Origin of the sequence: Streptomyces sp. NPDC079141 (assembly GCF_040686775.1) — a bacterium.
GTDB lineage: Bacteria > Actinomycetota > Actinomycetes > Streptomycetales > Streptomycetaceae > Streptomyces.
The window spans coordinates 129100-150474 of the sequence record NZ_JBFBLP010000009.1 but is presented as its reverse complement, the minus strand read 5'-3'; the positions used below and the strand labels follow the sequence as shown (position 1 = coordinate 150474).

At 71.3% G+C, this 21375-nt stretch carries 23 protein-coding genes; 9 read left to right on the top strand and 14 right to left on the bottom strand.

The window, feature by feature from the left end; translation table 11 throughout:
- Positions 1–47: 47 nt before the first annotated feature.
- The 4 genes from AB0Q90_RS24690 (at position 48) to AB0Q90_RS24675 (ending at position 4022) form a co-directional block, all read left to right on the top strand.
- Entirely contained in the window at positions 48–935 is an 888-nt protein-coding gene (locus tag AB0Q90_RS24690) for an SDR family NAD(P)-dependent oxidoreductase (RefSeq protein WP_363161539.1), read from the top strand.
- A 98-nt stretch (positions 936–1033) separates the two neighbouring features.
- The gene (locus AB0Q90_RS24685) at positions 1034–2161 is read left to right on the top strand and encodes a hypothetical protein (RefSeq protein ID WP_363161538.1); all 1128 of its coding nucleotides are present in this window, start codon (positions 1034–1036) and stop codon (positions 2159–2161) included.
- A 165-nt stretch (positions 2162–2326) separates the two neighbouring features.
- Positions 2327–3760 carry an MFS transporter gene (locus AB0Q90_RS24680; protein WP_363161537.1) on the top strand — a complete coding sequence of 478 codons (1434 nt, stop codon included), beginning with the start codon at positions 2327–2329 and terminating at the stop codon, positions 3758–3760.
- 100 nt (positions 3761–3860) lie between these two features.
- Complete coding sequence (locus AB0Q90_RS24675) at positions 3861–4022, top strand: hypothetical protein (protein WP_363161536.1); 162 nt, start codon at positions 3861–3863, stop codon at positions 4020–4022.
- Between the two features lie 13 nt (positions 4023–4035).
- Here the strand turns inward: AB0Q90_RS24675 and AB0Q90_RS24670 are convergent, their stop codons facing one another.
- Both AB0Q90_RS24670 and AB0Q90_RS24665 read right to left on the bottom strand, forming a co-directional pair.
- Positions 4036–4650: a DUF2218 domain-containing protein gene (locus AB0Q90_RS24670; RefSeq protein WP_363161535.1), complete on the bottom strand. Its 615-nt coding sequence runs from the start codon at positions 4648–4650 to the stop codon at positions 4036–4038.
- A gap of 33 nt (positions 4651–4683) precedes the next feature.
- Positions 4684–5277 (bottom strand): class I SAM-dependent methyltransferase, encoded by a 594-nt coding sequence (locus AB0Q90_RS24665; protein ID WP_363161534.1) that lies wholly within the window; start codon positions 5275–5277, stop codon positions 4684–4686.
- 138 nt (positions 5278–5415) lie between these two features.
- Here AB0Q90_RS24665 and AB0Q90_RS24660 point away from each other — a divergent pair, with 138 nt between their 5' ends.
- A complete protein-coding gene (locus AB0Q90_RS24660) occupies positions 5416–5994 on the top strand; it encodes a TetR/AcrR family transcriptional regulator (protein WP_363161533.1) in 579 nt (192 codons plus the stop codon).
- Positions 5995–6003: 9 nt separating this feature from the next.
- On the opposite strand, the gene AB0Q90_RS24655 is transcribed toward AB0Q90_RS24660, so the two are convergent.
- Genes AB0Q90_RS24655 through AB0Q90_RS24645 form a run of 3 tightly spaced genes read right to left on the bottom strand, consistent with a single transcriptional unit; the run spans position 6004 to position 7618 of the window.
- Entirely contained in the window at positions 6004–6333 is a 330-nt protein-coding gene (locus AB0Q90_RS24655; protein ID WP_363161532.1) for a hypothetical protein, read from the bottom strand.
- Positions 6330–6866: a chloramphenicol phosphotransferase CPT gene (gene cpt, locus AB0Q90_RS24650; protein ID WP_363161531.1), complete on the bottom strand. Its 537-nt coding sequence runs from the start codon at positions 6864–6866 to the stop codon at positions 6330–6332. Before cpt ends, AB0Q90_RS24655 begins: the two co-directional genes overlap by 4 nt.
- Before the next feature lie 23 nt (positions 6867–6889).
- The gene (locus tag AB0Q90_RS24645; RefSeq protein ID WP_363161530.1) at positions 6890–7618 is read right to left on the bottom strand and encodes a nitroreductase family protein; all 729 of its coding nucleotides are present in this window, start codon (positions 7616–7618) and stop codon (positions 6890–6892) included.
- Positions 7619–7686: 68 nt separating this feature from the next.
- Here AB0Q90_RS24645 and AB0Q90_RS24640 point away from each other — a divergent pair, with 68 nt between their 5' ends.
- The gene (locus AB0Q90_RS24640; protein ID WP_363161529.1) at positions 7687–8082 is read left to right on the top strand and encodes a helix-turn-helix domain-containing protein; all 396 of its coding nucleotides are present in this window, start codon (positions 7687–7689) and stop codon (positions 8080–8082) included.
- A gap of 27 nt (positions 8083–8109) precedes the next feature.
- On the opposite strand, the gene AB0Q90_RS24635 is transcribed toward AB0Q90_RS24640, so the two are convergent.
- From AB0Q90_RS24635 to AB0Q90_RS24610, 6 genes are all read right to left on the bottom strand, one after another.
- On the bottom strand, positions 8110–9420 hold the full coding sequence (locus tag AB0Q90_RS24635; protein WP_363161528.1) for a family 43 glycosylhydrolase: 1311 nt from the start codon (positions 9418–9420) through the stop codon (positions 8110–8112).
- 23 nt (positions 9421–9443) lie between these two features.
- The gene (locus AB0Q90_RS24630) at positions 9444–10880 is read right to left on the bottom strand and encodes a glycoside hydrolase family 43 protein (RefSeq protein ID WP_363161527.1); all 1437 of its coding nucleotides are present in this window, start codon (positions 10878–10880) and stop codon (positions 9444–9446) included.
- A gap of 37 nt (positions 10881–10917) precedes the next feature.
- The gene (locus AB0Q90_RS24625; protein ID WP_363161526.1) at positions 10918–11853 is read right to left on the bottom strand and encodes a carbohydrate ABC transporter permease; all 936 of its coding nucleotides are present in this window, start codon (positions 11851–11853) and stop codon (positions 10918–10920) included.
- A gap of 1 nt (position 11854) precedes the next feature.
- Positions 11855–12748, bottom strand: a complete 894-nt coding sequence (locus AB0Q90_RS24620; protein WP_363161525.1) for a sugar ABC transporter permease — start codon at positions 12746–12748, stop codon at positions 11855–11857.
- A 35-nt stretch (positions 12749–12783) separates the two neighbouring features.
- Entirely contained in the window at positions 12784–14127 is a 1344-nt protein-coding gene (locus tag AB0Q90_RS24615; protein WP_363161523.1) for an extracellular solute-binding protein, read from the bottom strand.
- A 104-nt stretch (positions 14128–14231) separates the two neighbouring features.
- On the bottom strand, positions 14232–16058 hold the full coding sequence (locus AB0Q90_RS24610; RefSeq protein ID WP_363161522.1) for a sugar-binding domain-containing protein: 1827 nt from the start codon (positions 16056–16058) through the stop codon (positions 14232–14234).
- A gap of 150 nt (positions 16059–16208) precedes the next feature.
- Here AB0Q90_RS24610 and AB0Q90_RS24605 point away from each other — a divergent pair, with 150 nt between their 5' ends.
- Positions 16209–17222, top strand: coding sequence for a LacI family DNA-binding transcriptional regulator (locus AB0Q90_RS24605; RefSeq protein WP_363161521.1), 1014 nt, complete (start codon positions 16209–16211; stop codon positions 17220–17222).
- A gap of 31 nt (positions 17223–17253) precedes the next feature.
- On the opposite strand, the gene AB0Q90_RS24600 is transcribed toward AB0Q90_RS24605, so the two are convergent.
- Both AB0Q90_RS24600 and AB0Q90_RS24595 read right to left on the bottom strand, forming a co-directional pair.
- Positions 17254–17523, bottom strand: coding sequence for a WhiB family transcriptional regulator (locus AB0Q90_RS24600; protein ID WP_363161519.1), 270 nt, complete (start codon positions 17521–17523; stop codon positions 17254–17256).
- Between the two features lie 332 nt (positions 17524–17855).
- On the bottom strand, positions 17856–18251 hold the full coding sequence (locus AB0Q90_RS24595) for a DUF6223 family protein (RefSeq protein WP_363161518.1): 396 nt from the start codon (positions 18249–18251) through the stop codon (positions 17856–17858).
- 209 nt (positions 18252–18460) lie between these two features.
- Between AB0Q90_RS24595 and AB0Q90_RS24590 the strand changes: the two genes are divergently transcribed.
- Positions 18461–19573, top strand: a complete 1113-nt coding sequence (locus AB0Q90_RS24590; RefSeq protein ID WP_363161517.1) for a sensor histidine kinase — start codon at positions 18461–18463, stop codon at positions 19571–19573.
- Positions 19570–20235 (top strand): response regulator transcription factor, encoded by a 666-nt coding sequence (locus AB0Q90_RS24585; protein WP_363161516.1) that lies wholly within the window; start codon positions 19570–19572, stop codon positions 20233–20235. The genes AB0Q90_RS24590 and AB0Q90_RS24585 overlap by 4 nt, the downstream gene beginning before the upstream one ends.
- 78 nt (positions 20236–20313) lie before the next feature.
- Here the strand turns inward: AB0Q90_RS24585 and AB0Q90_RS24580 are convergent, their stop codons facing one another.
- The gene (locus tag AB0Q90_RS24580) at positions 20314–21357 is read right to left on the bottom strand and encodes a saccharopine dehydrogenase NADP-binding domain-containing protein (RefSeq protein ID WP_363161515.1); all 1044 of its coding nucleotides are present in this window, start codon (positions 21355–21357) and stop codon (positions 20314–20316) included.
- Positions 21358–21375 lie beyond the last annotated feature (18 nt).

Here is a 21375-nt window from a genome sequence, read left to right as displayed (position 1 = left end):
CGAACTCTCGTTGGACTCATGGACACCGGGTTTCTAGCGTGGCGTGCATGACCGCTTCCCGCATCGCCCTCATCACGGGCGCCAACCAGGGGCTGGGCCGCGCCCTCGTCGAAGGGCTCGCGGCCCGGATGGCCCCGGACGACCTGGTGCTGCTCACCGGCCGCAACCACCGGCGCGTCATGGACGCCGCCCGCGAGGTCGCCCGATTGTCCGACACCCGTGCCCGTGTCGAGGGCCGGGTCCTGGATGTCGCCGACACCGACGCCGTCACGCGTCTCGCCGAGGAGCTCCAGGCCCGGTACGGGGGCGTCGACGTCGTCATCTCCAACGCGATCGCCCGTGTGCTGCCCGAGGACTCGCAGGCCGAGCGGGCCGACGAGTTCATCGATGTCTCCAACACCGCCACGCACGCGGTTCTGCGCTCCTTCGGTCCCGTGCTGCGCCCGGGCGGCCGGCTGCTCGTCGTGGCCAGCACCCTCGGCACGCTCGGGCATCTCGACCCGCGGCTGCACCACCTCTTCGACGGCGCGAGCCTGGACCAGGTCGAGCACGCCGTCGAGTCCTGGCGCGGCGCCGTCCACAACAAGGCCACCGCGGAAGCGGGTTGGCCACTCTGGCTGAACGTGCCCTCCAAGGTGGCCCAGGTCGCCGCCGTCCGCGCGGTCGCGGCCGAACGCCGCGAGGACGACCTCGCCACCGGCACGCTGATCGCCTCCGTGTGCCCCGGCATGGTCGACACCGCCACGTCCCGGCCCTGGTTCAGCGACTACAGCCACGCCCAGTCCCCCGCGCAGGCCGCCCGCGCCGTACTCGACCTGGTCTTCGCCGAGCGCGTCGATCCGGCCCTCTACGGCGAGTTGGTCCGCTTCGGCAAGGCCCTGGACTGGCACGGCGGGACACCGCCGGTGGAGCAGGACCGCATGCTGACGCCCTGAGCGCCGAACGGCTTTGTCACGTGCGTATCTAGACCCTTGAGGGTGGCTGCCGCACCGTGGTCCCTCCTGTTCGCCCATCCGCGTGGAGGGATCCAACAGTGAGACGAAGGCGATTTGTGGCGGGCGCGATCGGCTCGGTCGCGGGGATCGCGCTCGGTCCGGGTACGGCCCGGGCCGAGGTGCCGACGCCCCGGATGCAAGGCTGGCAGGCCGTGCCGGCGCCCGGCAGCATTCCGGCCGCGCAGTTACGCCGTATCGCAGCGGCCGGGCCCCGACTGGCGTGGGCCGTCGGCGAGGAGGATCTCGGCGGGCCGTCTGGGGCACGGGCGTTGGGCATGGTGTGGGACGGCACGGGCTGGAAGAAGGTCGACCTGTCGCATCTCAACCACTCGCGGCTGACGGGCATCTCCGGTGTCTGCGCCGCCGCGGCGTGGTGTGTGGGCCAACCCGCCGGAACCGGCAGCCAGTTGCTGCGCTGGGACGGCACCACCTGGCGCGAGGCGCAGTTCCCGGGCCGGGGTGACCCGGACGTGCGGCTGACCTCGGTGGCGGTCGGGCCCGACCGGCAGGTGTGGATCTGCGGCAGCCGAGGCGGCGCCGTGCGGCTGCTGCACGGGGACGGGCGGCGCTGGCAGTGGCTGGACCCGCTGCCGGTGACGAGCGCGAACCTGTACCGGGTCGAACTGCGTTCACCGGGCGAGGTGTGGGTGAGCGGCGACCAGTCCAACGGCGCAGGCTGGTTCGGGCTGGTGGCCCGCTGGGACGGGCAGTGGACGGTCCTGCCCGCAATCGGGGGCCTGCGTCTGGGCATCGGCGACGTGCACGCGGCCGGTCCGGACGACGTATGGGCGGTGGGCACCGAGTTCGGTGTCGGCGGGCCCGTGGGCCGTCCCGGCAACCCGGTGCTGGCCCACTGGGACGGCACGGCCTGGACGCGGGTGGAAGCGGGCTTCACGCTCGGCTCGTTGAGCGGGATCGCGGGCAACACGCAGGGCCGCGCCGAGTGGATCTCGGGCTGGAACTACCAGGACCAGACCCGCAGTACGTATCTGCACCGCGAAGGCGACACCTGGACGCTCGTACGCGGTCCGGCCGGCGCGGCGCCGGCGCCGTACCTCAACGACGTGACACCCATCCCCGGCACCACGGGCTTCTGGTCGTCGGGCATGACGAGCCCCAGCCCGTACCCGCCGACCGAGGCCTATACGGAGCGCCTCGATGCCTGACGCCGGGTCACCTCGGACGTGAGCGGCTCCTCAAATACCCCCCTCAGGTATCGATTTCGATCACCGAACCTCTTGCCCCCAGGTACCCGAGGGGGGTATATCTGAATGCCGTCGGAGAGATACCCCCCAGGGGTACCTCGTCAGTGCATTTCAGAGAGGTCAGCCATGTCAACCGTCAATCCACGCCGCTGGTGGGCCCTGGTGGTCCTCGCCGCGGCCCAGTTCATGGTCATCATGGACACCTCGATCATCGGCGTCGCCCTTCCCGAGATGCAGAGAGACCTCGGCTTCTCGCAAGGTGACCTGCAGTGGGTCTTCAACGCCTACGTCATCGCCTTCGGCGGGCTCCTGCTGCTCGGCGGGCGCCTGTCCGACCTGCTCGGCGCGCGCCGGGTGTTCATCGCCGGCTGGAGCGTGCTCATCGCCGGTTCGGTGGTCGCCGCGGCCGCCCAGACCGCGTGGGTGGAGGTCGCCGGCCGAGCCGTCCAGGGTGTCGGCGGCGCACTCATCGCACCGTCCGCGATGACCCTGCTGATGATCCTGTTCTCGCACGACCCCAAGGAGCTCGGCAAGGCGATGGCGCTCTACGGTGCCGCCGCACCCGCGGGCGGAACCGCCGGCGTCTTCCTGGGCGGCGTCTTCACCGAATGGCTCAGCTGGCCCTGGGTGTTCATCATCTACCTCCCGATCGGCGCCGCCACGCTCGCGGCCACCGGTCTGCTCCCGGCGGTGCCGCCCCGGCGCGGGGCCGTCGACCTGCTCGGTGCCGTGACGGTCACCGCGGGTCTCGCCCTGACCGTCTTCGCCGTCGTACGGGCCCCGGAAGTGGGCTGGGGTTCCACGCAGACCGTCCTCGAACTCGCCGGAGCGGCCGCCCTGTTGACGCTGTTCCTCGTGCTCCAGAAGACCGTGCGCGAGCCGCTCATGCCGCTCGGCATCTGGCGGGTTCCGCGCCTGGGCTCGGCCAACCTGGCGATGGCACTGCTGGGCGCCGCGTGGATCCCGATGTGGTACTTCCTCAACCTCTACCTCCAGCAGGTCCTGGGCTACGGGGCGTTCGCGTCCGGCGCCGCGCTGCTGCCGATGACCGGGCTGCTGATGGTCTTCATGACCGCGATCACCGCCCGTCTGCTGGGCCGCTTCGGCGCCAAGCCGCTGATCGGCGGCGGGCTGCTGGTCCTCGCGCTCGGGCTGGTGTGGCTGTCGGCCGTGGAGCCGACCGGCACCTTCGTCGTCGACGTGCTGCCGGCCTCGCTGGTCGCCGCGCTCGGTATGTCGCTGGCGTACATCCCGGCAATGATGGCCGCCATGTCCGGCGCCCCCCAGGAGCAGGCCGGGCTGGCCTCGGGCATCGTCAACACCACCTACCAGGTGGGCTCCGCGCTCGGCCTCGCGGCCCTCAGCGCACTGGCCACCTCCCAGGGCGCGGACGAGCTGGGCAACCTGCCCGCACTGACGGACGGGTTCGGCGCGGCCTTCCTCGGCGCCGCGGCCCTCGCCGCCATCGGCGGGATCGTCACCCTCCTCGTCATGCGCACCGAGAAGTCCGTCGCGGCCGAGCAGCCCCGGCAGCAGGCGCAGGAGGAGGTGGGCGTCTAGGGATGGGCTGCTGTCGCGCACACTCGCCAGGGCGTCCGCCGTCTCTCCGGAGGCGGCGGACGCCTATGGAGGACCGGTTGACCGACGAAGGGATACGACGATGACGAACCAGCCGATTTCCCTGCTCCGCAGGGGCGCGGGCCATCCCCTGACACGTGTGGCGGCCGCGGCGCTGCTCCAGGCCCTGGCCACGCATCTCAGTCAGACCGGCTCGGCCGGAACACGGTCGCCGGACTGCTCCTGCCGGGTGTCCCGCACCTGACAGCACGCGACTGTCAGGCCTGCCGTCGGTTGCGGCGGTGCAGGTGCCGGCCCCAGGCCGTCAGTGCCATCACCTTCAGGGCGACCGCGGCCACGACACCCACCGCGGCCCAGCCCGTCCAGCGCGGCGCGGAGAGCAGCGCGCCCGCCAGGCCCAGGTGTACGGCGACGACGACGGCCACGAGGGCCGCGGTGCCCACCCAGGCGAGGCGCCTGCGTCGCGACGAGGACGGCGGTGCGGGCCTTTCCGGCTCGGGTGTGGCTGTCCCGGACCCCTGCCAGTCCACCCGTAGCTCCTCGCGCCGGCCGAAGCGGCCGATGTGCGCCGCGAGGAGCTCCTGGAGGCGGCGCAGGCCCTCCTCGTCGTCGGCCTCGACACGCAGCACCAGCGCGCCGGGCTCGGCGTCCATCGCGCATGTGCCCCAGGGCAGGCGCAGGACGCCGTGGGTGTCGGACCACTCGACGTGGATCTGTTCCGGGTCCAGGCCTGGCGTCCTGTGGTCGGCTCCGCTGTGGGATCGCGGACGGTGGCCGAGGTGGCGGCCCTTGTTGCTGAAGTGCTTGCACAGCTGGGTGAGATAGCGGCCGGGGCGGTCGGTTAGGACGCGGGCTTCGGCGGTGATCGGCATGACGTTCTTTCGGCTGATGGCGGGTGGGCGGGGTCAGATCCGGGTCAGGGCGACGAGCCAGGCCGCGACGTGGCCCGGGTCGGCGGTGATGTCGATGGCGGACGGTTCGACGGAGTCGATCCGCCAGCCCTCGGCGAACGCCGCGTCGATGTCGTTCCGCGTCACCGCGTGCACCGGGCCCCATGAGCCCTGCTCCCGGTCGCTGATGCACAGGACGAAGCAGCGCCCGCCGGGCGGCAGTACCGCGCGCAGGCCGTCGACGTAGGCCGTGCGGTCCTCGCCGCCGAAGACATGGAAGAGGCCGCAGTCCAGGACGGTGTCGAACTGCTCGCCGAGGCCGGCCAGTTCGCGGGCGTCGTGGCGCAGGAAGCGCGCCGTGCGTCCGCGATCCCGTGCCTTGGCCTCGGCGGCGTCCAGGGCGCGGGTGGCGAGGTCGATGCCGGTGGCGTCCAGGCCGAGGCCGGCGGCCAGCAGGGTGTGCTCGCCGGTGCCGCAGCCCGCGTCCAGGACACGGCCGCGCAGGGCCCCCGATGTGGCGAGGGCCAGGAACACCGGCTGGGGGCGGCCGATGTCCCACGGTGGCGGGGTGGCGTAGAGGTCGTCGGGGTGCCGTCGCGAGACGGGCATGGCGTCCCTCCCTGTTCGGGCGATGGGCCGGAGCCGCGTGGGGATCCGGCCCCCTGGGATGCCGCCAGATTTATCGATACAGAGTGTCTACGTCAAGTCATTGTGTATCGAGTGCGAGCGACTCGTACACTTGGAGACGTGCCGAAGCTGTGGAACGAGACGATCGAGGAACACCGCCGCGCGGTGCGGGAGGCGGTTCTGGAGGTCACGGCCGCCCTGGTGGCCGAGCACGGGCTGCGCGGCGTGACGATGTCGAGGATCGCCGAGGGGACCGGGATCGGCCGGGCCACGCTGTACAAGTACTTCCCGGACGTCGAATCGATCATGACGGCCTGGCACGCGGGGCAGATCTCGGGACATCTCCAGGAGCTGGCCGCGCTCCGGGAGCGGCCCGGCAGCCCCGGCGAACGGCTGACGGCGGTGCTCGTCGCCTACGCCTTCATTCAGCAGCGCCGCCACGGCCACGACCCGGAGATCGGTGCCGTGCTGCACCACGGTGACCATGTCGCCCACGCCGAGCAGCATCTGCGCGGGTTCGTCAGCGACCTGCTCGCCGAGGGCGTACGGGCCGGTGAGGTGCGCGACGACGTGACCCCGGAGGAACTCGCCTCCTACTGCCTGCACGCCCTGGCCGCGGCCGGCGGTCTGTCGTCCGAGGAGGCGGTGCGCAGGCTGGTGCGGGTCACGGTGGACGGACTGCGTCCGTCGCCCGTATAGCCCGCCGGTTCACCTCTGCTCTGCGGGACGCGACACCAGTACGGCCAGTTGTCCCAGGCGCCCGAGGTACCGGATGTCCTCGGCCTCAGTCCACAGGGGCCGGACCCGCTCCAGGTCCTGGACGCAGTCGCGCAGGATCCGGTGGCGCTCCGCGTCCAGGAAGCCGCCGTTGTTCAGCCACGTGGAGACGCATCCGGCGACGGTCGCGTCGAGCAGCACCATGTCGATGCCGTCGAGTTCGGCACCCCGCAGTCGGGCCGGGAAGGCCGCGCCCAGGTGTTGCTGCCACAGGCGCAGCACGGTGGCCCGATGCTCACTCGCTTCGCTCGTGTGACTCACCGGCCGACGTGGGCGGCGATGACGCGCGCGCACTCCAGGGACTCCGTGTGCGTCGTGTCCACCTCCAGGTCGTAGGAAACCCCCTCGTGCACCACGTCCGCCTGCATCGCGGCCATCCCCTGCACCCGGTCCCCTCGTGCGGTCTCCCGGCCCGCGGCGACCGCGCTGTCACAGCGAACGCCGACCCACAGCACGGTCAGCCCGCCGAGGGCCTTCCGCCACCGCTGCTGGGACGCCGCTCCGCCGAGGAATACGTCGTCGATGACGATCCTGGCGCCCGCGCGGGCCATCGCCGCGACGCCCTCCGCCCAGGCCGCGTCCAGCGCGGCGAACTCGGCCCCGACGCTCACCCCGCCGTCCGGGGCGAACACGATCCCGCCGTCCGACCCCTGCATCCTCGCGGGCAGGGCGTCGACGAACGAGTCGCACCCGAACGCCAGCCACGGATCCGGCAGTACCGCCTGGAGGCACCGCACGATCCCGGACTTCCCGGAGCTGGAACCACCGTTGACAATGATCACCTGAGTCGCCACCGCGCCACAGTAGGCCGCTCCCCCTACGGCACGAAGCGAATTTCGGCGCTGCCGGGCACGCCGTAGGGGGTTGCAGGCGGCTGACTCCGGCGTGCGGCGCCCTCCTTCACGCCGTGCCGTCCGTAGTGGACGTTGTGTTCCACGGCGCGGCGGCCGGGATGGCGGCGGTCCTCCGCCGGGTAGCCGACGGACACGAGCAGGGCGATGGCCAGGTCGTCCCGGTCGCCGATCCCGATCACCTTCTTCACCTTGTCCTCGTCCCAGCCGTTCATCGGCGAGGTGGCAAGGCCCAGCTCCGTCGCGGCGAGCATCAGGAAGGAGGCCGCGATCATGGCGTCCTTCACCGCGTACTCCCGCAGCAGACCGCGCCGGTCGAGGTCTTCCTGGAAGGCGTTCGAGGCGGCCGAGAACACGGCGATGAAGTCCTCGTTCCAGGCGCCGTTGCGGCGTGCCTGGTCGTAGACGTCGCTGTGGTCCTCACGCCAGGACTGCGGTTCGGCGACGAAGACCAGGACCACGGGGGCTTCCTGCGGCTGGGGTTGGCCGCCGGTCGCCCAGGTCAGTCCGGCGCGGCCCTCGTCGTCGGCGACCACGACGATGGACCGGTCCTGAAGGTTCCAGCTGGTGGGTGCCTCGACGGCGAGTGCGAGCAGTTCGGTGAGGGCGGCCGCCGGGACGGGCTCGGGCCGGTAGTGGCGTACGGTGCGGCGGGTTCGGATCGCGTCTGCGACAGAGAGTGCGCGGTTCGTCATGCCACTCACTATTGGAGAGTGGCGCTCCAACGGAAAGTAGGCACTATTTTGTGCGTTACTCTCCTGGCATGAAGCCTGTGGTGGAGTCCTCCGGACTGACGGCCGACGCCTACTCCGCGAAGTGCCCGACCCGCCAAGTGCTCGACCACATCGCCGGCAAGTGGACGATCCTGGTCGTCGACGCCCTCCTGGAGGGCACCCTTCGCTACACCGACCTGAGCCGCCGCATCGAGGGCGTGTCGCAGAAGATGCTCACCCAGACGCTCCGCGGCCTTGAGGCCGACGGCTTCGTCACCCGCACCGTGCACCCCACCATCCCGCCCAAAGTCGAGTACGACCTCACGGAGTTGGGCCGGAGCCTGGCCGAGCCGATCACCGCCCTCCGGCAGTGGACGGAGACCCACATCAACGAGATCGAGCAGGCCCGGGCTCGCATCGCGGCGGCAAAGGCCCCGGCACCGTGACGTGCCGGGCCGGGGCCAACGGACCGCTCAGGCCACCTCGATGCTGTCCAGCTCGGCGTACAGCTCGCCCTTCCCCAGTCGGATCGTGTTCCAGCCCTCCCGCAGGTCCACGGAGACGGCCGCGTGCTGCCAGTCGTCCCAACCCGTGTACGGGTAGCGGACCTCGCCCGCTGCCGTCCCGTTGACGGTGAGGAGGTGCGAGGACGTCGACGCGGAGCCGTTGCCGTAGCGGACGGTCAGGGTGTGGGAGCCGGGCGTCGGGGTGAACACCGAGAACTCCACATAGCTGTCGGCGTGGTCGATGTATCCGACCGCCCTGCCGTCCAGTGCTCCCGCCGCGTCCCGGATCACGGCGTGGTGCACGACCGCGTTCTCCGCCTGGTAGAACACCTTGCTGCCGTTGACGACGGGGTAGCCGTTCGCCCAGCCGAGATCGGCGACGTACATCGCGCGATGGGTGCGCTCGCTGTTCCAGCCGTGGAAGACGATCCGGTCCCGGCCGTCGGAGCCGGTGACGACGTCCTGGCCGCCGGGGCCGTGGACCGTGCCGGAGAAGGAGTCGGTCGTCATCAGCGGTGCGGCGGCCTTGGTGTAGGGGCCGGTGAGCCGGTCGGCGACGGCGTAGCCGGTCTTGTAGCGGTCGTCGCCGTAGTGGTCGGCGGAGTAGAACAGCACATAGTGCCCGGCGCGCTTGACGAGTGTGGGGGCTTCGACGAGGGCGCCCTCCCAGGACCGGTCCTGGCGAACGAGGGGTACCGGGTTGCCGGTGGTGCGGGTGCCGGCCCGGTTGACCTCCTGGAGGTACAGCCAGGTGTCCAGGCCGCAGCAGTTGCCGTCGTTCTTCCAGAGCAGGTAGCGGCGGCCGTTCTCGGTGTACGACGCGGGGTCGATGGCGCCTCCCTGGTCGGCCGGGCAGACCAGGGGGCGGTCGCCGACCGGCCGGAACGGGGAGTTCGGTGAGGCGGATCGGGCAACTCCGATGCACTGCTTGTCGCTCGCCGCGTCCCGGGCGACGTAGTACATGATGAACTCGCCGTCGGCGCCGAACACTTCGGGAGCCCAGACCAGGGAACGGTCCGGTCTGGCCCAGGCGCCGACCGCGGGCAGGGCGTCCGCGTCGGCGACTGTCCAGTTCAACAGGTCGGTGGAGGTGGCGTGTTGGACGTACTTGCCGTCGGCGTTGGTGGCGTAGGCGTGGTAGGTGTCGCCCACCTTCACGAGGTCCGGGTCGGGGAAGTCCCGGTCGAGGACGGGGCCGGAGCTTGCCGCGGATGCCGGAGTGGCGGCGAGGCAGAAGAAGGCCAGGGCGACGGCGGCCAGGCGGCGCGTGTGCGACATGACGTACTCCCTTCGTCGGCTGGTCAGTTGGTGTACACCTCGGCCCGGTCCACGCTCACGAACGCGGCCTGGGACTGGGCGTTGCGCTCTCCCGTCACGCGGATCCGCAGCGTGTGCGTGCCGTGCGGGAGCTTGGGGCTGACGTACTGGAGGGTCTCTCCGGTGCGGATCGCGCCGTAGAAATCGACGCGTTGTTCCGCGCCGCCGTCGACGCTGATCGCGGCGATGCCGTTGCCGGTGTCGCGGACGGAGAGCAGGGCGATGCGGGTTCCGGTGAAGGTGAAGGTGGCCGTGTTGTCGGCGCGGTCGCTCCAGTGGTCGTCGCCCCAGAAGCACTGGCCGGCGCAGCCGGTGCCGGAGTTCCAGGTGCCGGTGTAGGCGATCGATCCGGCGCCGCTGGAGCGGCCGTCGTCGTTGATCCAGTAGGTGCCGGAGCCGGGGTCGCCGGAGGGCAGGTCCTGGGTGGCGCCCAGGGCGAGCGGGCGGCCGAGGTCGGGGCTGCCGTCGGCGTTCCAGCTGATCTTCTGGGCGCGGGTGGTGCGGTCGGTGTAGGTGTACGTCGAGGTCGTCTTGGCGTGGTAGACCATCCAGTCCTCCGTGCCGTCGGGGGACTTGAAGAAGGCGTGGTGGCCGGGGCCGAAGACGCCGCGGTCGTCGGCGCGGGAGAACAGCGGGCCGTTGTGCTGGGTCCAGGCCGAGGGGCGAAGCGGGTCGGCGCCGTTGGGCAGGGACAGCATCCAGACCTGGTAGTCCGGCTTGCCGGTGTCGCAGGTCGAATACGTCATCCAGGTACGGCCGTTGCGGTTCAGGAACTCCGGGCCCTCGCGGACCTCGGGGCAGCCGCCGGCGGCGTCGAGGGCGACCGCGTTGCCGGAGACGGTGTACGGGTTGGTCATCGGGGCGATGTTGAGGCCGTTGTGCTGGTACTGGTTGATGCCGCTGTAGGCGAGGTAGAGGCGGCCGTTGTGCTGGAAGACGGCCGGGTCGATGGCGAAGTCGTCGGCGTGGTTGGGCGGGGTGAGCTTGGCCTTGAAGTGGTACGGGCCGGCCGGGTCGTCGCCCTCGGACTCAAGGACGTAGAGCCGGTGGTGATCGTCGATGCCGTCGTCGGCGGTGTAGTAGAGGTACCAGCGGTCACCGAAGCGGTAGAACTCGGGGGCCCAGATGTTGCGGTTGCGGGAGGGGTCGGTGTCCGTCCAGACGGTCACCGGCTCGGCGGTGAGCAGGGTGCTCAGTGAGGGGGAGCGCCACATGCGGATGCTGCCGCCCTGGGTGGTGGTGAGGTAGTAGTTGCCCTTGAAGTGCGTCATGTAGGGGTCGGGGCCGGGGTTGAGCGGGTTGCGGAAGGTGCCCGCGGCGGCCTTCTTCTCGGGTGCGGCGGTCGACGACGGGACGAGGGCGAGGCCGAGCAGGAGGGCCAGGAGGACGGCCAGGAGGGTGCTGCGAGGGCGGGTGCGCATGCGTGACTCCTCACATCGATGGGGTCGACAGGGGTGCTCACTGGCCGCCGAGGCCGGTCGTCGCCACGGACTTCACGATGTGGCGCTGGAAGAACATGAAGACCACGACGAGCGGCAGGGCGGCCAGCACGGCCGAGGCCATGGACTGGGCGTACTGGATGCCGTAGGCGTCCTTCACGGAGGTGATGCCGACCGGCAGGGTCATCAGGGCCGGGTCGGACGTCGACACGAACGGCCACAGGAAGTTGTTCCAGGCGCCGATGAACACGAAGATCGCGACGGCGGCGAGCATCGGGCGGGACAGCGGCAGCAGCACGGACCAGAAGATCCGCCAGTGGCCGGCGCCGTCGATGCGGGCGGCCTCCTCCAGCTCGTGGGGCAGCGAGTCGAAGTGCTTCTTCAGGATGAACACCATCACCGGTGCCACGGTCTGCGGCAGGATCACCGCCGCGTAGGTGTCGAGCAGGTGCAGGCTGAGCATCTGCTGGAACCACGGCACGATGAGCAGCTGGGGCGGGACGAGAACGGCGGCCACGGTCAGCGCGAACAGCCACCGCCGCCCGGCGAAGAGGGTGCGGGAGAAGGCGTATCCGGCCATCGCCGAGACCAGCACCGTGATCACGGTGACGGCGGCGGCGATGAGGAAGCTGTTGAGCATCCACAGCGGCAGGTCGCCGCGTTCCCAGACGGTGCTGAAGCCGTCGAGGGTCAGCCCGTGCTCCGGCCACAGCCAGTTGAGCGGATCGCTCGCGTCCTGTTCGGTCTTGAAGGCGGTCAGCAGCGCCCAGGCCATGGGCAGCAGCCACACCAGGGCCATCACGGCGAGGGCGGCCAGGGCGAGCAGCCGGGAGGTTCTGCCCTCGCCGAGAGTGAGGTGCGTACGCCGCCTCGGGGCGTGGCGCCGCACCGCCAACTCCCTTATCGGGGCGGCCTTTTGCGCGGCGGGTCGGACGGGCAGGTCGGTGGAGGTCATGTCACTTCTCCCGGCGGCGGAGGGCGGCGTACTGGGCGGCGGAGGCGATGAGGACGAGGGCGAAGAAGACGTAGCTGATCGCCGAGGCGTAGCCGAGCCGGTAGCCGGTGAAGCCGACGTCGTAGACGTACTCGATCACCGGGCGGGTGGAGTTGTTCGGGCCGCCCTTGGTGAGCAGGTACACCTGGTCGAAGACCTTCAGAGAGGCCAGGATCTGCAGCACCGTGATGACGACGGTGATGCGGCTGAGCTGGGGCAGGGTGATCGACCACAGGCGCCGCCAGGCACCGGCGCCGTCGATGGCGGCCGCTTCGTACAGGTGGTCCGGAACGGCCTGCAACGCGGCCAGGTAGAGCAGGAAGTTGAAGCCGACGGTCCACCACAGGGTGGTCAGCACGATGGCCCACATGGCGACCGACTCGTCGCTGAGCCAGGCCACCTGCTCCAGACCGAGCACGTCGAGAAGGTGGTTGTACAGGCCGAGGTCGGGCTGGTACAGCCAGATCCACAGCAGGCTGACGACGCCCACGGGCAGCAGGTAGGGAGCGAAGAACGCCAGCCGCCACACCCATTGGCCGGGCAGGCCGGTGTGGACGAGCAGGGCCATACCGAGCGCGACCGCGACGAGCGGGATCGTGGACAGGGCGGTGAACCACACGGTGTGGCCGAGGGCGCGCCACATCTCCGCGTCCCGGAAGGCCTCGGTGAAGTTGTCCACGCCGATGAAGGACGGGTCGTGGGCCGACAGGGAGGTGTCGGTCAGGCTCATCCACAGTCCCTGGCCGAGGGGCCAGAGCATGAAGACGGCGAACAGGGTGAGGAAGGGGAGGGCGAAGAGCAGGCCGGGTGACAGCAGCCGGCTCCCCGGCACGGCTCCGGTACGGGGCGAGGACATCGTTGTGCCTCCTGCGCGGATCGTTCGCAGCCGGGTCAGGCCGGGCTGGGCTTGGAGAGGAAGGTGTTCAGGCGCCGCACCATGGCGCGCGCCGCGCGGTCGGGGGCGAGGCCGTCGAGGAGGGCCTGCTGAAGGACCTGGGACATGGCGTTCTGGAAGTCGGACCCGGCGCCGGCGAACCAGGCCGCGGGATCGAGCACGACATGGCTCTGCGCCTGCACATAGCGCGCCTGCGGTTGCAGTTCCGCGTACTCCTGGGTGCGGGTCACGGGCCGGTAGGAGGGGATGTGCCCGGCGGTGGCCCAGATCTGACCGGCCTTCAGCAGGGCGGCGACCGCGCGATGGGTGCGGCGGCGGCGCTCGGCGTCCGGGTCGGGGTGGTGCGGCAGGACGAAGGCGTGCGCGTCGGCGTAGACGGCGGGGGTGCCGAACACCGTGGGGAAGGGGGCGGCTTGGACGTTCTCGTCCGCGGCGCGGAACGTGCCGAGCTCCCACTCCCCCGAGAGGATCATCGCCGTCTGCCGGTTGGCGAAGGCGGCGATGGCCGCCGCGTAGTCGAGCCGCCGGGGGTTGACCCGGCCGTCGACGAGCCGGGCCATGAAGGCGATCACTTCGGCCATGCGGTCCACGTCGACCTCGGCCGGTCCGCCCTCGGGCAGCCGGAAGACGCCGCCGGTCTGGCGGTACAGGCCGTAGAACAGGCGCCAGCCCTGGGCGGTGTCGGTGACATAGCCGAAGGCGATGCCCTGCTTGCCGGATGCCTTCGCCAGTTCCCGGCCTGCGGCCAGGAATTTCTCGGGCGAGTCGAAGGCCTCCGCGTCCAGGGCGCCGTCCTTGGTCAACAGGCCTGCCTTGGCGGCGGGTTCGGGGTGGAAGAAGACGATGAACGGGTGGGTGTCCAGGGGGATGGCGTACGTCTTGCCGTCGAACTGGGTGCGCGACCACACCGCGTCGGCGAAGTCGCCCTGGCCGACGCCGTATTCGGCGAGGGCGTCCAGGTCCCACGGGTCCAGCAGGCCGGTGGGCGCATAGCCGGCCAGGCGGGACATGTGCGCGACCGCCACGTCCGGGCCCCGGCCGCCGGCGGAGGCCATGGCGAGCTTGGTGTAGTACGGGGTGCCCCATTCAAGGACGGTGCGTTCGATCCGCGTGCCCGGCATGTCGGGGCGGGCGGTGCGCACCATGTCGTTGAGCAGGCCGCCGTCGGCGCCGCTGAACAGGTCCCACAGGCGTACGGTCGACTCGTCGGCGGCGAGCGCGGAACCGCAGCCACTGAGCGCGCCGGCGCCGAGGACCGCAGCCCCCGAGGCGAGCGCGGTGGTGAGCAGTCGGCGCCTGGTCGGGCCGGGGCGACCGACTGGTGCGGGCAGGCCGGTCATGGGGCTCCTTCCCCGGGGCGGCGGGATGTCTCCTCCCGCCGTCCCACGGTTGTACATCGATGTAAATTGTGGGCAGGGTTCAGTGCTTGCGCGGGGTCGTGGTGCTACGGCGCTTCCTCGAAGGCCGCCGGGCGGATCTGGGCCTCCCGCAGCCGTGCGGTGTCGACCTTCTCGGTGCGGTCGAAGCGGTAGACGCCGTTGCGCTCCTGGAAGACGTCGGTGAGCTGGGTGTAGCAGTAGCCGAACATGTCCGGATCGTCGAGCAGGACGCCGGTCAGGCCGGCGAAGCGGTCCAGGAACTCCTCGGCGCTGCGCGGCCGTTCGCCATAGCCCCAGGAACTGTCCGGCTCGTTGCCGGCCGCCCGGGCCGCCGCCTCCGGGTCCCACCAGATGCCGCCGAACTCGCTGCAGAAGTACGGCTGTCCGCGGTACGGCACCGACCACGGCCGCCCGTCCGGCCCCCGGTTGACGTACGGCCGGTCCTCCGCGAGGCCGCCCATCGCCTTGGCGAAGGCGGCCGGGTCCTGCTCGTAGCAGTGGGAGTCGTACACGTCGGTCTCCGCCACCCGGTGCGCATAGCCGGAGGCGTCGATCACCGGGCGGGTCGGGTCGGCCTGCTTGGTGGCCAGGAACATCGCCCGGGTGACGTCGTCGAGTTGGGTGATCCGGTCGTGCAGGGGCTGGTAGGTCTCGTTCAGCGGGCACCAGCCGACGATCGAGGGATGCGAGTAGTCGCGCTCCAGGGCCTCCAGCCACTGGCTGACATAACTGGCGTCGGGGCGCTGGTTGTCGTCGCGGACGCCGACCTCGCAGCCCCAGTCGCCGAACTCGCCCCAGACCAGGTAGCCGAGCCGGTCGGCGTGGTAGAGGTAGCGCTCCTCGAAGACCTTCTGGTGCAGGCGGGCGCCGTTGAAGCCGGCGCGCAGGCCCAGTTCGATGTCACGGACCAGGTCGGCGTCGCTGGGCGCGGTCATCAGGCCGTCGGGGTAGTAGCCCTGGTCCAGGACGAGGCGCTGGAAGAGGGGTGTGCCGTTGAGCAGCAGTCGCTTGCCCTGGACGGCGACGGAGCGCAGTCCGGCGTAGGAGCGTGCGGTGTCGACGACCCCGCCGTCGGCGTCGAGGACGTCGAGGGTCAGGTCGTACAGGTGCGGGTCCTGCGGTGACCAGACCCGCAGGCGGTCCTCGGGCAGGGGAAGGACGAGCCGGGGGCACAGGTCGAGGTCCGCGCGCGCCTCGGCGGCGGTGATCTCCCCCTGGTCGTCGGCGAGCGTGGCGCGCACGCGGTGGCCGGGCGCGTTGGCGGTCAGCGGGAGTTCCAGGAAGAAGGAGCCGGAGGCCAGGTCGGGGGTGATGCGGGGCCGCTTGAGGGCGACGGTGCGCGGGACCGCCTCCAGCCAGACGGTCTGCCAGATGCCGGTCGTACGGGTGTAGTGGCAGTGGGAGTTGGCGTACCAGGTGGCCTGCTTGCCGCGGGCCTGGACGCCGTGGCGGCTGTCGCGGGCGCGGACGACGATCGTCAACTCCTCGCCGGGTGCGGCGACTTCGCCGAGGTCGGCGGTGAAGGGCGTGAAGCCGCCGCGGTGCCGGGCGACTTCGCTGCCGTTGGCCCAGACGGTGGTGTCGTGGTCGACGGCCCCGAAGTGCAGCAGCACCCGGGTACCGGCCCAGTCGGCGGGCACGGTGACCGTTCTGCGGTACCAGACGGCCTCCAGGAAGTCCGTCTCCCCGATCCCCGACAGCTCCGACTCCGGGCAGAAGGGGACGACGATCGTGTCGGCCAGTTCGCGCGTCGACAGACCGCGCTCCAGGCCGGTGTCCGAACGGTCGATCTCGAACTGCCACACGCCGTTGAGGTTGAGCCAGGCCGCGCGGACGAACTGCGGCCTGGGGTGTTCGGGACGGGGGACGTCCGGGAGGTGCGGGACAGGCATGGGGCTCCTTGCATCGAGAGTGCCGGTCGGTGCGAGGCACATGGCACCATAGGATTTACATCGATGTAAATGGCTGGGCGGAGACTGGTCCGACGGAAACCGATTTCTCGGAGGTCGGTACGATCACGGCAACCGGAAGGATGGGACAGCGTGGCGGCCAGACCCAGGATCAAGGACGTGGCGGAGTACGCCGGCGTCTCCCCCAAGACCGTCTCCAACGTGATCAACGACTTCGAGCATGTCTCGGAACAGACCCGCGCAGCCGTCCGCGAGGCGATCGACGCGCTCGGCTACCGGGTCAACATCGCGGGCCGGCAGCTGCGGCAGGGCCGGACCGGCATGATCACCCTGGCGGTCCCGGAACTCGACGTCGCCTACTTCTCCGAACTGGCCAAGCACGTCATGACCGAGGCCGACCGGCGGGGCATCACCGTGCTGCTGCACCAGACCGGCGCCGTCCGCGAACGGGAACTGGCCGCGCTGCACGGCTTCGACACGCAGTTCTGCGACGGCGTCATCCTCAGCCCGCTCGCCCTGCTCCCCCGCGACCTCGCCACACGGGACCGCAGGCTGCCGGTCGTGCTGCTCGGCGAGCGGTCCGTCGAGGGCAGCACCGACCACGTCGGCATCGACAACGCCAGGGCGGCACGCGACGCCACCGAGCACCTGCTCTCCCGGGGCCGGCGGCGCATCGCCGTGATCGGCGGCGCCGTGCGCGGCCGCCAGAGCACCGACCGGCTGCGCACCGACGGCTACCGCGAGGCCCTCAAAGCGGCCGGGCTGCCCTTCGACACCGACCTGGTGGTGCCGGTGGAGGCGTACCACTGGCAGGACGGCGCCCGGGCCGCGGCCACGCTCATGGACCGGCCCGCTCCCCCGGACGCGCTGCTGTGCCTCAACGACCACATGGCTCTGGGCGCCCTGCGCGCCCTGCACGAGCGGGGGCGTTCGGTACCCGGCGACCTCGACGTGGTCGGCTTCGACGACATCGAGGCGTCCCGCTTCAGCGTGCCCTCACTGACCACCGTCGCCCCGGACAAGCAGGAGATCGCGCGCGCCGCGGTGTCCCTGCTGCTGGAACGCGTCGACGATCCGGATTCGGGCCCCTTGCAGGACCGTGTGGCCGGGCATCGGATCATCGTGCGGGAGAGCAGCGGGGGTTGAACCGGCCGCGTCAGCTCGGGGCCGGTCCACGTCAGCTCCGGGCCGCTCCCCGGCCACGGCGTTCCTGGCGCCGCATCCGGCGGCGCTCGTCCTCGTCGGTGCCGCCCCACACGCCCGACTCCTCGCCGGCCTCCAGCGCCCACGCCAGACAGCGGCCCCTCACTGGGCAACGGTGACAGACCGCCTTGGCCTCCTCGATCTGCCGGCGTGAGGGGCCGGTGCCGCTGAGCGGGAAGAACAGCTCGGGGTCCGCCCCGCGACAGCGGGCGCGGTCACGCCAGTTGGAGACGGAGTTCCGCACGATTCAGCCCCTGTCCTCTTCCCCGGCCTCGGGCCGTGCGACCGGAGGCGGCTTGCGTGCGGGAAGGCCATGAAGGTGGTGCCTGCGGGTCCTCGCCGACAGGGACTGCATGACGTGGGCGATGCCCTCCGTCGCACCGAAGGCCGACCGCTGACCGCCGACACCGACCCTGACCCCCGACGCCGACACCAACGCCGACCGCCGACCGCCGACCGCCGCAACAGCGGTCCGCGGATCGGCGTCCTTTGCGTCGACTTCGGTGGCGAGGGTCAGAGGTGGGTGCGCGCCGTAGCCGGGTGCTGAGCCCTTGGAGCACGAGCCCCTCCACTCCCCTACTCGAACGCGCGCTCGTACTCGGGCCGGTCGGCCGCCCGGCCGGTGCTGCGCGAGCGGACCAGGGCCCGCCGGCCGAGGACGGTGGCGATCACCCCCAGGATCACGGCCAGGGCTCCACCGATCACGCCGTTGCCGGTGCCGGGGCCGCCGTCGGCGAGGGCCAGGTTCAGCGTTCCGACGACGATGCCGGTCAGGCCCGCCACCAGGGACACGCCGGCCCCCTTCTTCCTGTTGGCGTGGCTGAGACGGCCCGCAAAGCGGGACAGCACCAGCCAGCCGACGGCCACGCCGGCCAGCGCCACCAGAGCGGCCGTGGTGGCCACGAGCCGGTCGGTGGTCATGCCGGACACGCCGGCGGCGGCCGGTGCGGCGAGAACGGATCCAACTGACATGTCTCCTCCTGTGTCTTGAACGTGGTCCGAGCATGTCCGCCGCACCCACCGCCGGTCGTCCCGCAGACGGAGACACTTCGCGCTGCCGCCGACGACGCACCCCGCTACCGCGGGCGCCGCAGGCACCCGGGAAGTACCGCGTGCGCGGTAGTCGACAGCTCGTCCACAGGCGGGACTCGCTCGCGACGGCATCCGGCTACAGTGCGTGCATGGCATGGCTACGGGTCGGGGTGACGGACTGGGCGATCGCCCTCGGGGTGGCGGCGTCGCTGCTGGTCACGGGGCTGTCCGCGGAGCGTTCGGCCACCAACGTCGACCTGCTCGGCTACGCCCTGCTGACACTCGGCGGCCTCGCGCTGGCGCCGCGCCGCCGGGCGCCGCTTGCCGTCCTGGCCGTCACCGGGGCATGCGCGATGGGCTATCAGGCGGCCGGGTTCGACGTACCGGCCGTTGCCTTCCTGTTCGCGGTGTACGCGGCCGTACGGGCGGGACATCGCACCGTCACGCTGGTGGCGAGCGTGGTCATGGTGGCCGTACTCCCGCTCGCGGCCCTCATCGCGCTCAACGACGTCGGTGAGGCGTACGCGCGCGCCCGGGGCGCCCTGGAGATCGCCTGGCTGATCGCGGCCGGCGCGGCAGGTGAGGCGCTGCGGCAGGCCGAGCAGCGGGCGGACGAGGCCGAGCGCACCCGGGAGGAGACCGCGCGACGCCGGGCCGACGACGAACGGCTGCGGATCGCACGGGAGTTGCACGACTCGCTCACCCATCAGATCTCGATCATCAAGGTGCAGTCCGAGGTCGCCGTGCATGTGGCCCGCAGACGGGGCGAGCAGGTTCCGGAGGCGCTGCTGGCGATCCAGGCGGCCGGGCGAGAGGCGACCCGGGAGCTGCGTGCCACTCTGGAGGCGCTGCGCGACGACGACACGACGCCGCCGCGCGGGCTCGACCACGTCCCCGAACTGGTCGAACAGGCCCGGAGCATAGGCCTGGACGCCACGCTGACGATGGAGGGGCAGCGGCGCGACGTGCCCGTCGCGGTGGAGCGTACGGTCTACCGGATCGTGCAGGAGTCACTCACCAACATCGCCCGGCACGCGGGCGCCGCCACGGCGTCGGTGCGCATCGACTGCCGTCCGGACTCCCTCGCGGTCCGCATCGACGACGACGGCAAGGCCGAGCCGGACGCCCCGCCGACGCCCGGCGTCGGGCTGCTCGGCATGCGCGAACGCGTCACCGCCCTCGGCGGCCGGCTGCGGGCCGAGCCGCGCGACGAGGGCGGCTTCACCGTCCAGGCCGAACTCCCCGTGGAACAGGCATCATGATCCGAGTCCTGCTGGTCGACGACCAGCCACTCCTGCGCAGCGGGTTCCGCGCGCTGCTCGACCTTGAGGACGACATCGAGGTGGTGGCCGAGGCCGGCGACGGGCAGGAGGGCCTGGACCTCGTCCGCAAGCACCTGCCGGACATCGCGCTCATCGACATCCAGATGCCCGTCGTCGACGGCATCGAGGCGACCCGCCGCATCGCCGCGGACCCGGCCCTGGCCGGCGTCCACGTCGTCATCCTCACCAACTACGGCCTGGACGAATACGTCTTCGACGCACTGCGCGCGGGCGCCGCCGGCTTCCTCGTCAAGGACATCGTCCCGGACGACTTCCTGCACGCCGTACGCGTCGCCGCCCGCGGAGACGCCCTCCTCGCGCCCTCCATCACCCGCAGGCTCATCGACAGATACGTGGCCCAGCCGCTCAACTCAGGAGCCAGCGGGTCGGGACTGACCGAACTGACCAACCGCGAACGCGAGGCCGTCGCCCTGGTCGCACAGGGGCTGTCCAACGACGAGATCGCCGACCGCATGGTGATCAGCCCGACCACCGCCAAGACCCACATCAACCGGGCGATGACAAAGCTCCACGCCCGCGACCGGGCCCAACTCGTGGTGCTGGCCTATGAGTCGGGGCTGGTGGTGCCGGGCGGGGCCTGACTAGTCCGTCAAGTACGGGGCGTATCCGTGCTGCACGACGGCGTGATCGGAGATCTCGTCCAGTTTCTGGTCATCGGTCTACACCACGCGCTCCGGCCGCAGCTCCAGGGAGATGTGCGGGGACAGTGCCCGCAGGAAGTCCGGCGCGTCGAAGATCTCGCCGGCGGAGGCGACGCCGACCGTCCTGGTCCGTCCGGTGAGGATGCGGTCGACGGCTTCCACGGCGAGGGGTGCGGTGACGGCGTAGATGTCCTGGCCCCTTGCCACGGCACGTCGTTCACGGTCGCCGGAGCGTACGACGACGTCGACGAGGAAGGTCTGTTCGGACCGTCCGTGTGCGTCGGCCGCGACCGGTGCCGGGGTGTCGGGGGCCGAGAGGTCCCTGGCCGCCTCGACCGTCATATAGGTGCGGACCTCGGGGATGGGCAGGTGGCTGGGCACGGTGACGACGTCGGCCATCGTGAACTCGCCGAGGACGGACCGCGGTCCCATCGGGTCGGGGAAGGTCCATTCCAAGGTCGGCAGGTCGTCGTGGTGGTACTGGAGCCGCCCGTCCGTGAAGCGGACGCGTCGGCCGTCGCGCCGCTCGTGAGAGACCGCGCCGGCGGCGCGTGTCCCGGCGGTGGGGTGCCAGCTGCTGAGCCCGTAGGCGATGTGGGCCTCGTCGGCCGTCGTCCAGTCGCCCATCGCGGCCGTGGTCAGAAGGTCGCCGAGGCCGCCGTAGAAGGCCATCGCGGGGACGATCACGGCCTTGGCGGCGCGGGCGCGGTCCGTGAAGTGCGTGAACGTGTCGGCGTTGGCCTCGATCTCGGCCGCGACGTCGACGTAGGGGATCCCGGCGCGCAGGGCCGCCTCGATCAGGGGGGCGGCCGTCGTGGCGAAGGGACCGGCGCAGTTGATCACGGCTGCGGCGCCGGACAGTGCACGGTCGAGGGCGGCCGGGTCGTCGGCGGCCGCCGGGAAGACGTCCCAGGTGGGTTCGGAGGCCGCCAGCTCTTTCAGCTTGACGGCGTCGCGGCCGGAGAGGACCGGGACGAACCCGCGTTCTTGCAGGTGTGCCACCACGAAGCGGCCGGTGTGCCCGTAAGCGCCGAACACTGCCACTCTCTGCCGCGATCCCATGGGTTCTCCCCCGTACTC

Coding starts and splice junctions, on each gene's coding strand:
- AB0Q90_RS24690 (WP_363161539.1), top strand. CDS start 48: ATGACCGCTTCCCGCATCGCCCTCATCACGGGCGCCAACCAGGGGCTG.
- AB0Q90_RS24680 (WP_363161537.1), top strand. CDS start 2,327: ATGTCAACCGTCAATCCACGCCGCTGGTGGGCCCTGGTGGTCCTCGCC.
- AB0Q90_RS24675 (WP_363161536.1), top strand. CDS start 3,861: ATGACGAACCAGCCGATTTCCCTGCTCCGCAGGGGCGCGGGCCATCCC.
- AB0Q90_RS24670 (WP_363161535.1), bottom strand. CDS start 4,650: ATGCCGATCACCGCCGAAGCCCGCGTCCTAACCGACCGCCCCGGCCGC.
- AB0Q90_RS24665 (WP_363161534.1), bottom strand. CDS start 5,277: ATGCCCGTCTCGCGACGGCACCCCGACGACCTCTACGCCACCCCGCCA.
- AB0Q90_RS24645 (WP_363161530.1), bottom strand. CDS start 7,618: ATGACGAACCGCGCACTCTCTGTCGCAGACGCGATCCGAACCCGCCGC.
- AB0Q90_RS24640 (WP_363161529.1), top strand. CDS start 7,687: ATGAAGCCTGTGGTGGAGTCCTCCGGACTGACGGCCGACGCCTACTCC.
- AB0Q90_RS24635 (WP_363161528.1), bottom strand. CDS start 9,420: ATGTCGCACACGCGCCGCCTGGCCGCCGTCGCCCTGGCCTTCTTCTGC.
- AB0Q90_RS24630 (WP_363161527.1), bottom strand. CDS start 10,880: ATGCGCACCCGCCCTCGCAGCACCCTCCTGGCCGTCCTCCTGGCCCTC.
- AB0Q90_RS24625 (WP_363161526.1), bottom strand. CDS start 11,853: ATGACCTCCACCGACCTGCCCGTCCGACCCGCCGCGCAAAAGGCCGCC.
- AB0Q90_RS24620 (WP_363161525.1), bottom strand. CDS start 12,748: ATGTCCTCGCCCCGTACCGGAGCCGTGCCGGGGAGCCGGCTGCTGTCA.
- AB0Q90_RS24615 (WP_363161523.1), bottom strand. CDS start 14,127: ATGACCGGCCTGCCCGCACCAGTCGGTCGCCCCGGCCCGACCAGGCGC.
- AB0Q90_RS24610 (WP_363161522.1), bottom strand. CDS start 16,058: ATGCCTGTCCCGCACCTCCCGGACGTCCCCCGTCCCGAACACCCCAGG.
- AB0Q90_RS24595 (WP_363161518.1), bottom strand. CDS start 18,251: ATGTCAGTTGGATCCGTTCTCGCCGCACCGGCCGCCGCCGGCGTGTCC.
- AB0Q90_RS24590 (WP_363161517.1), top strand. CDS start 18,461: ATGGCATGGCTACGGGTCGGGGTGACGGACTGGGCGATCGCCCTCGGG.
- AB0Q90_RS24585 (WP_363161516.1), top strand. CDS start 19,570: ATGATCCGAGTCCTGCTGGTCGACGACCAGCCACTCCTGCGCAGCGGG.
- AB0Q90_RS24580 (WP_363161515.1), bottom strand. CDS start 21,357: ATGGGATCGCGGCAGAGAGTGGCAGTGTTCGGCGCTTACGGGCACACC.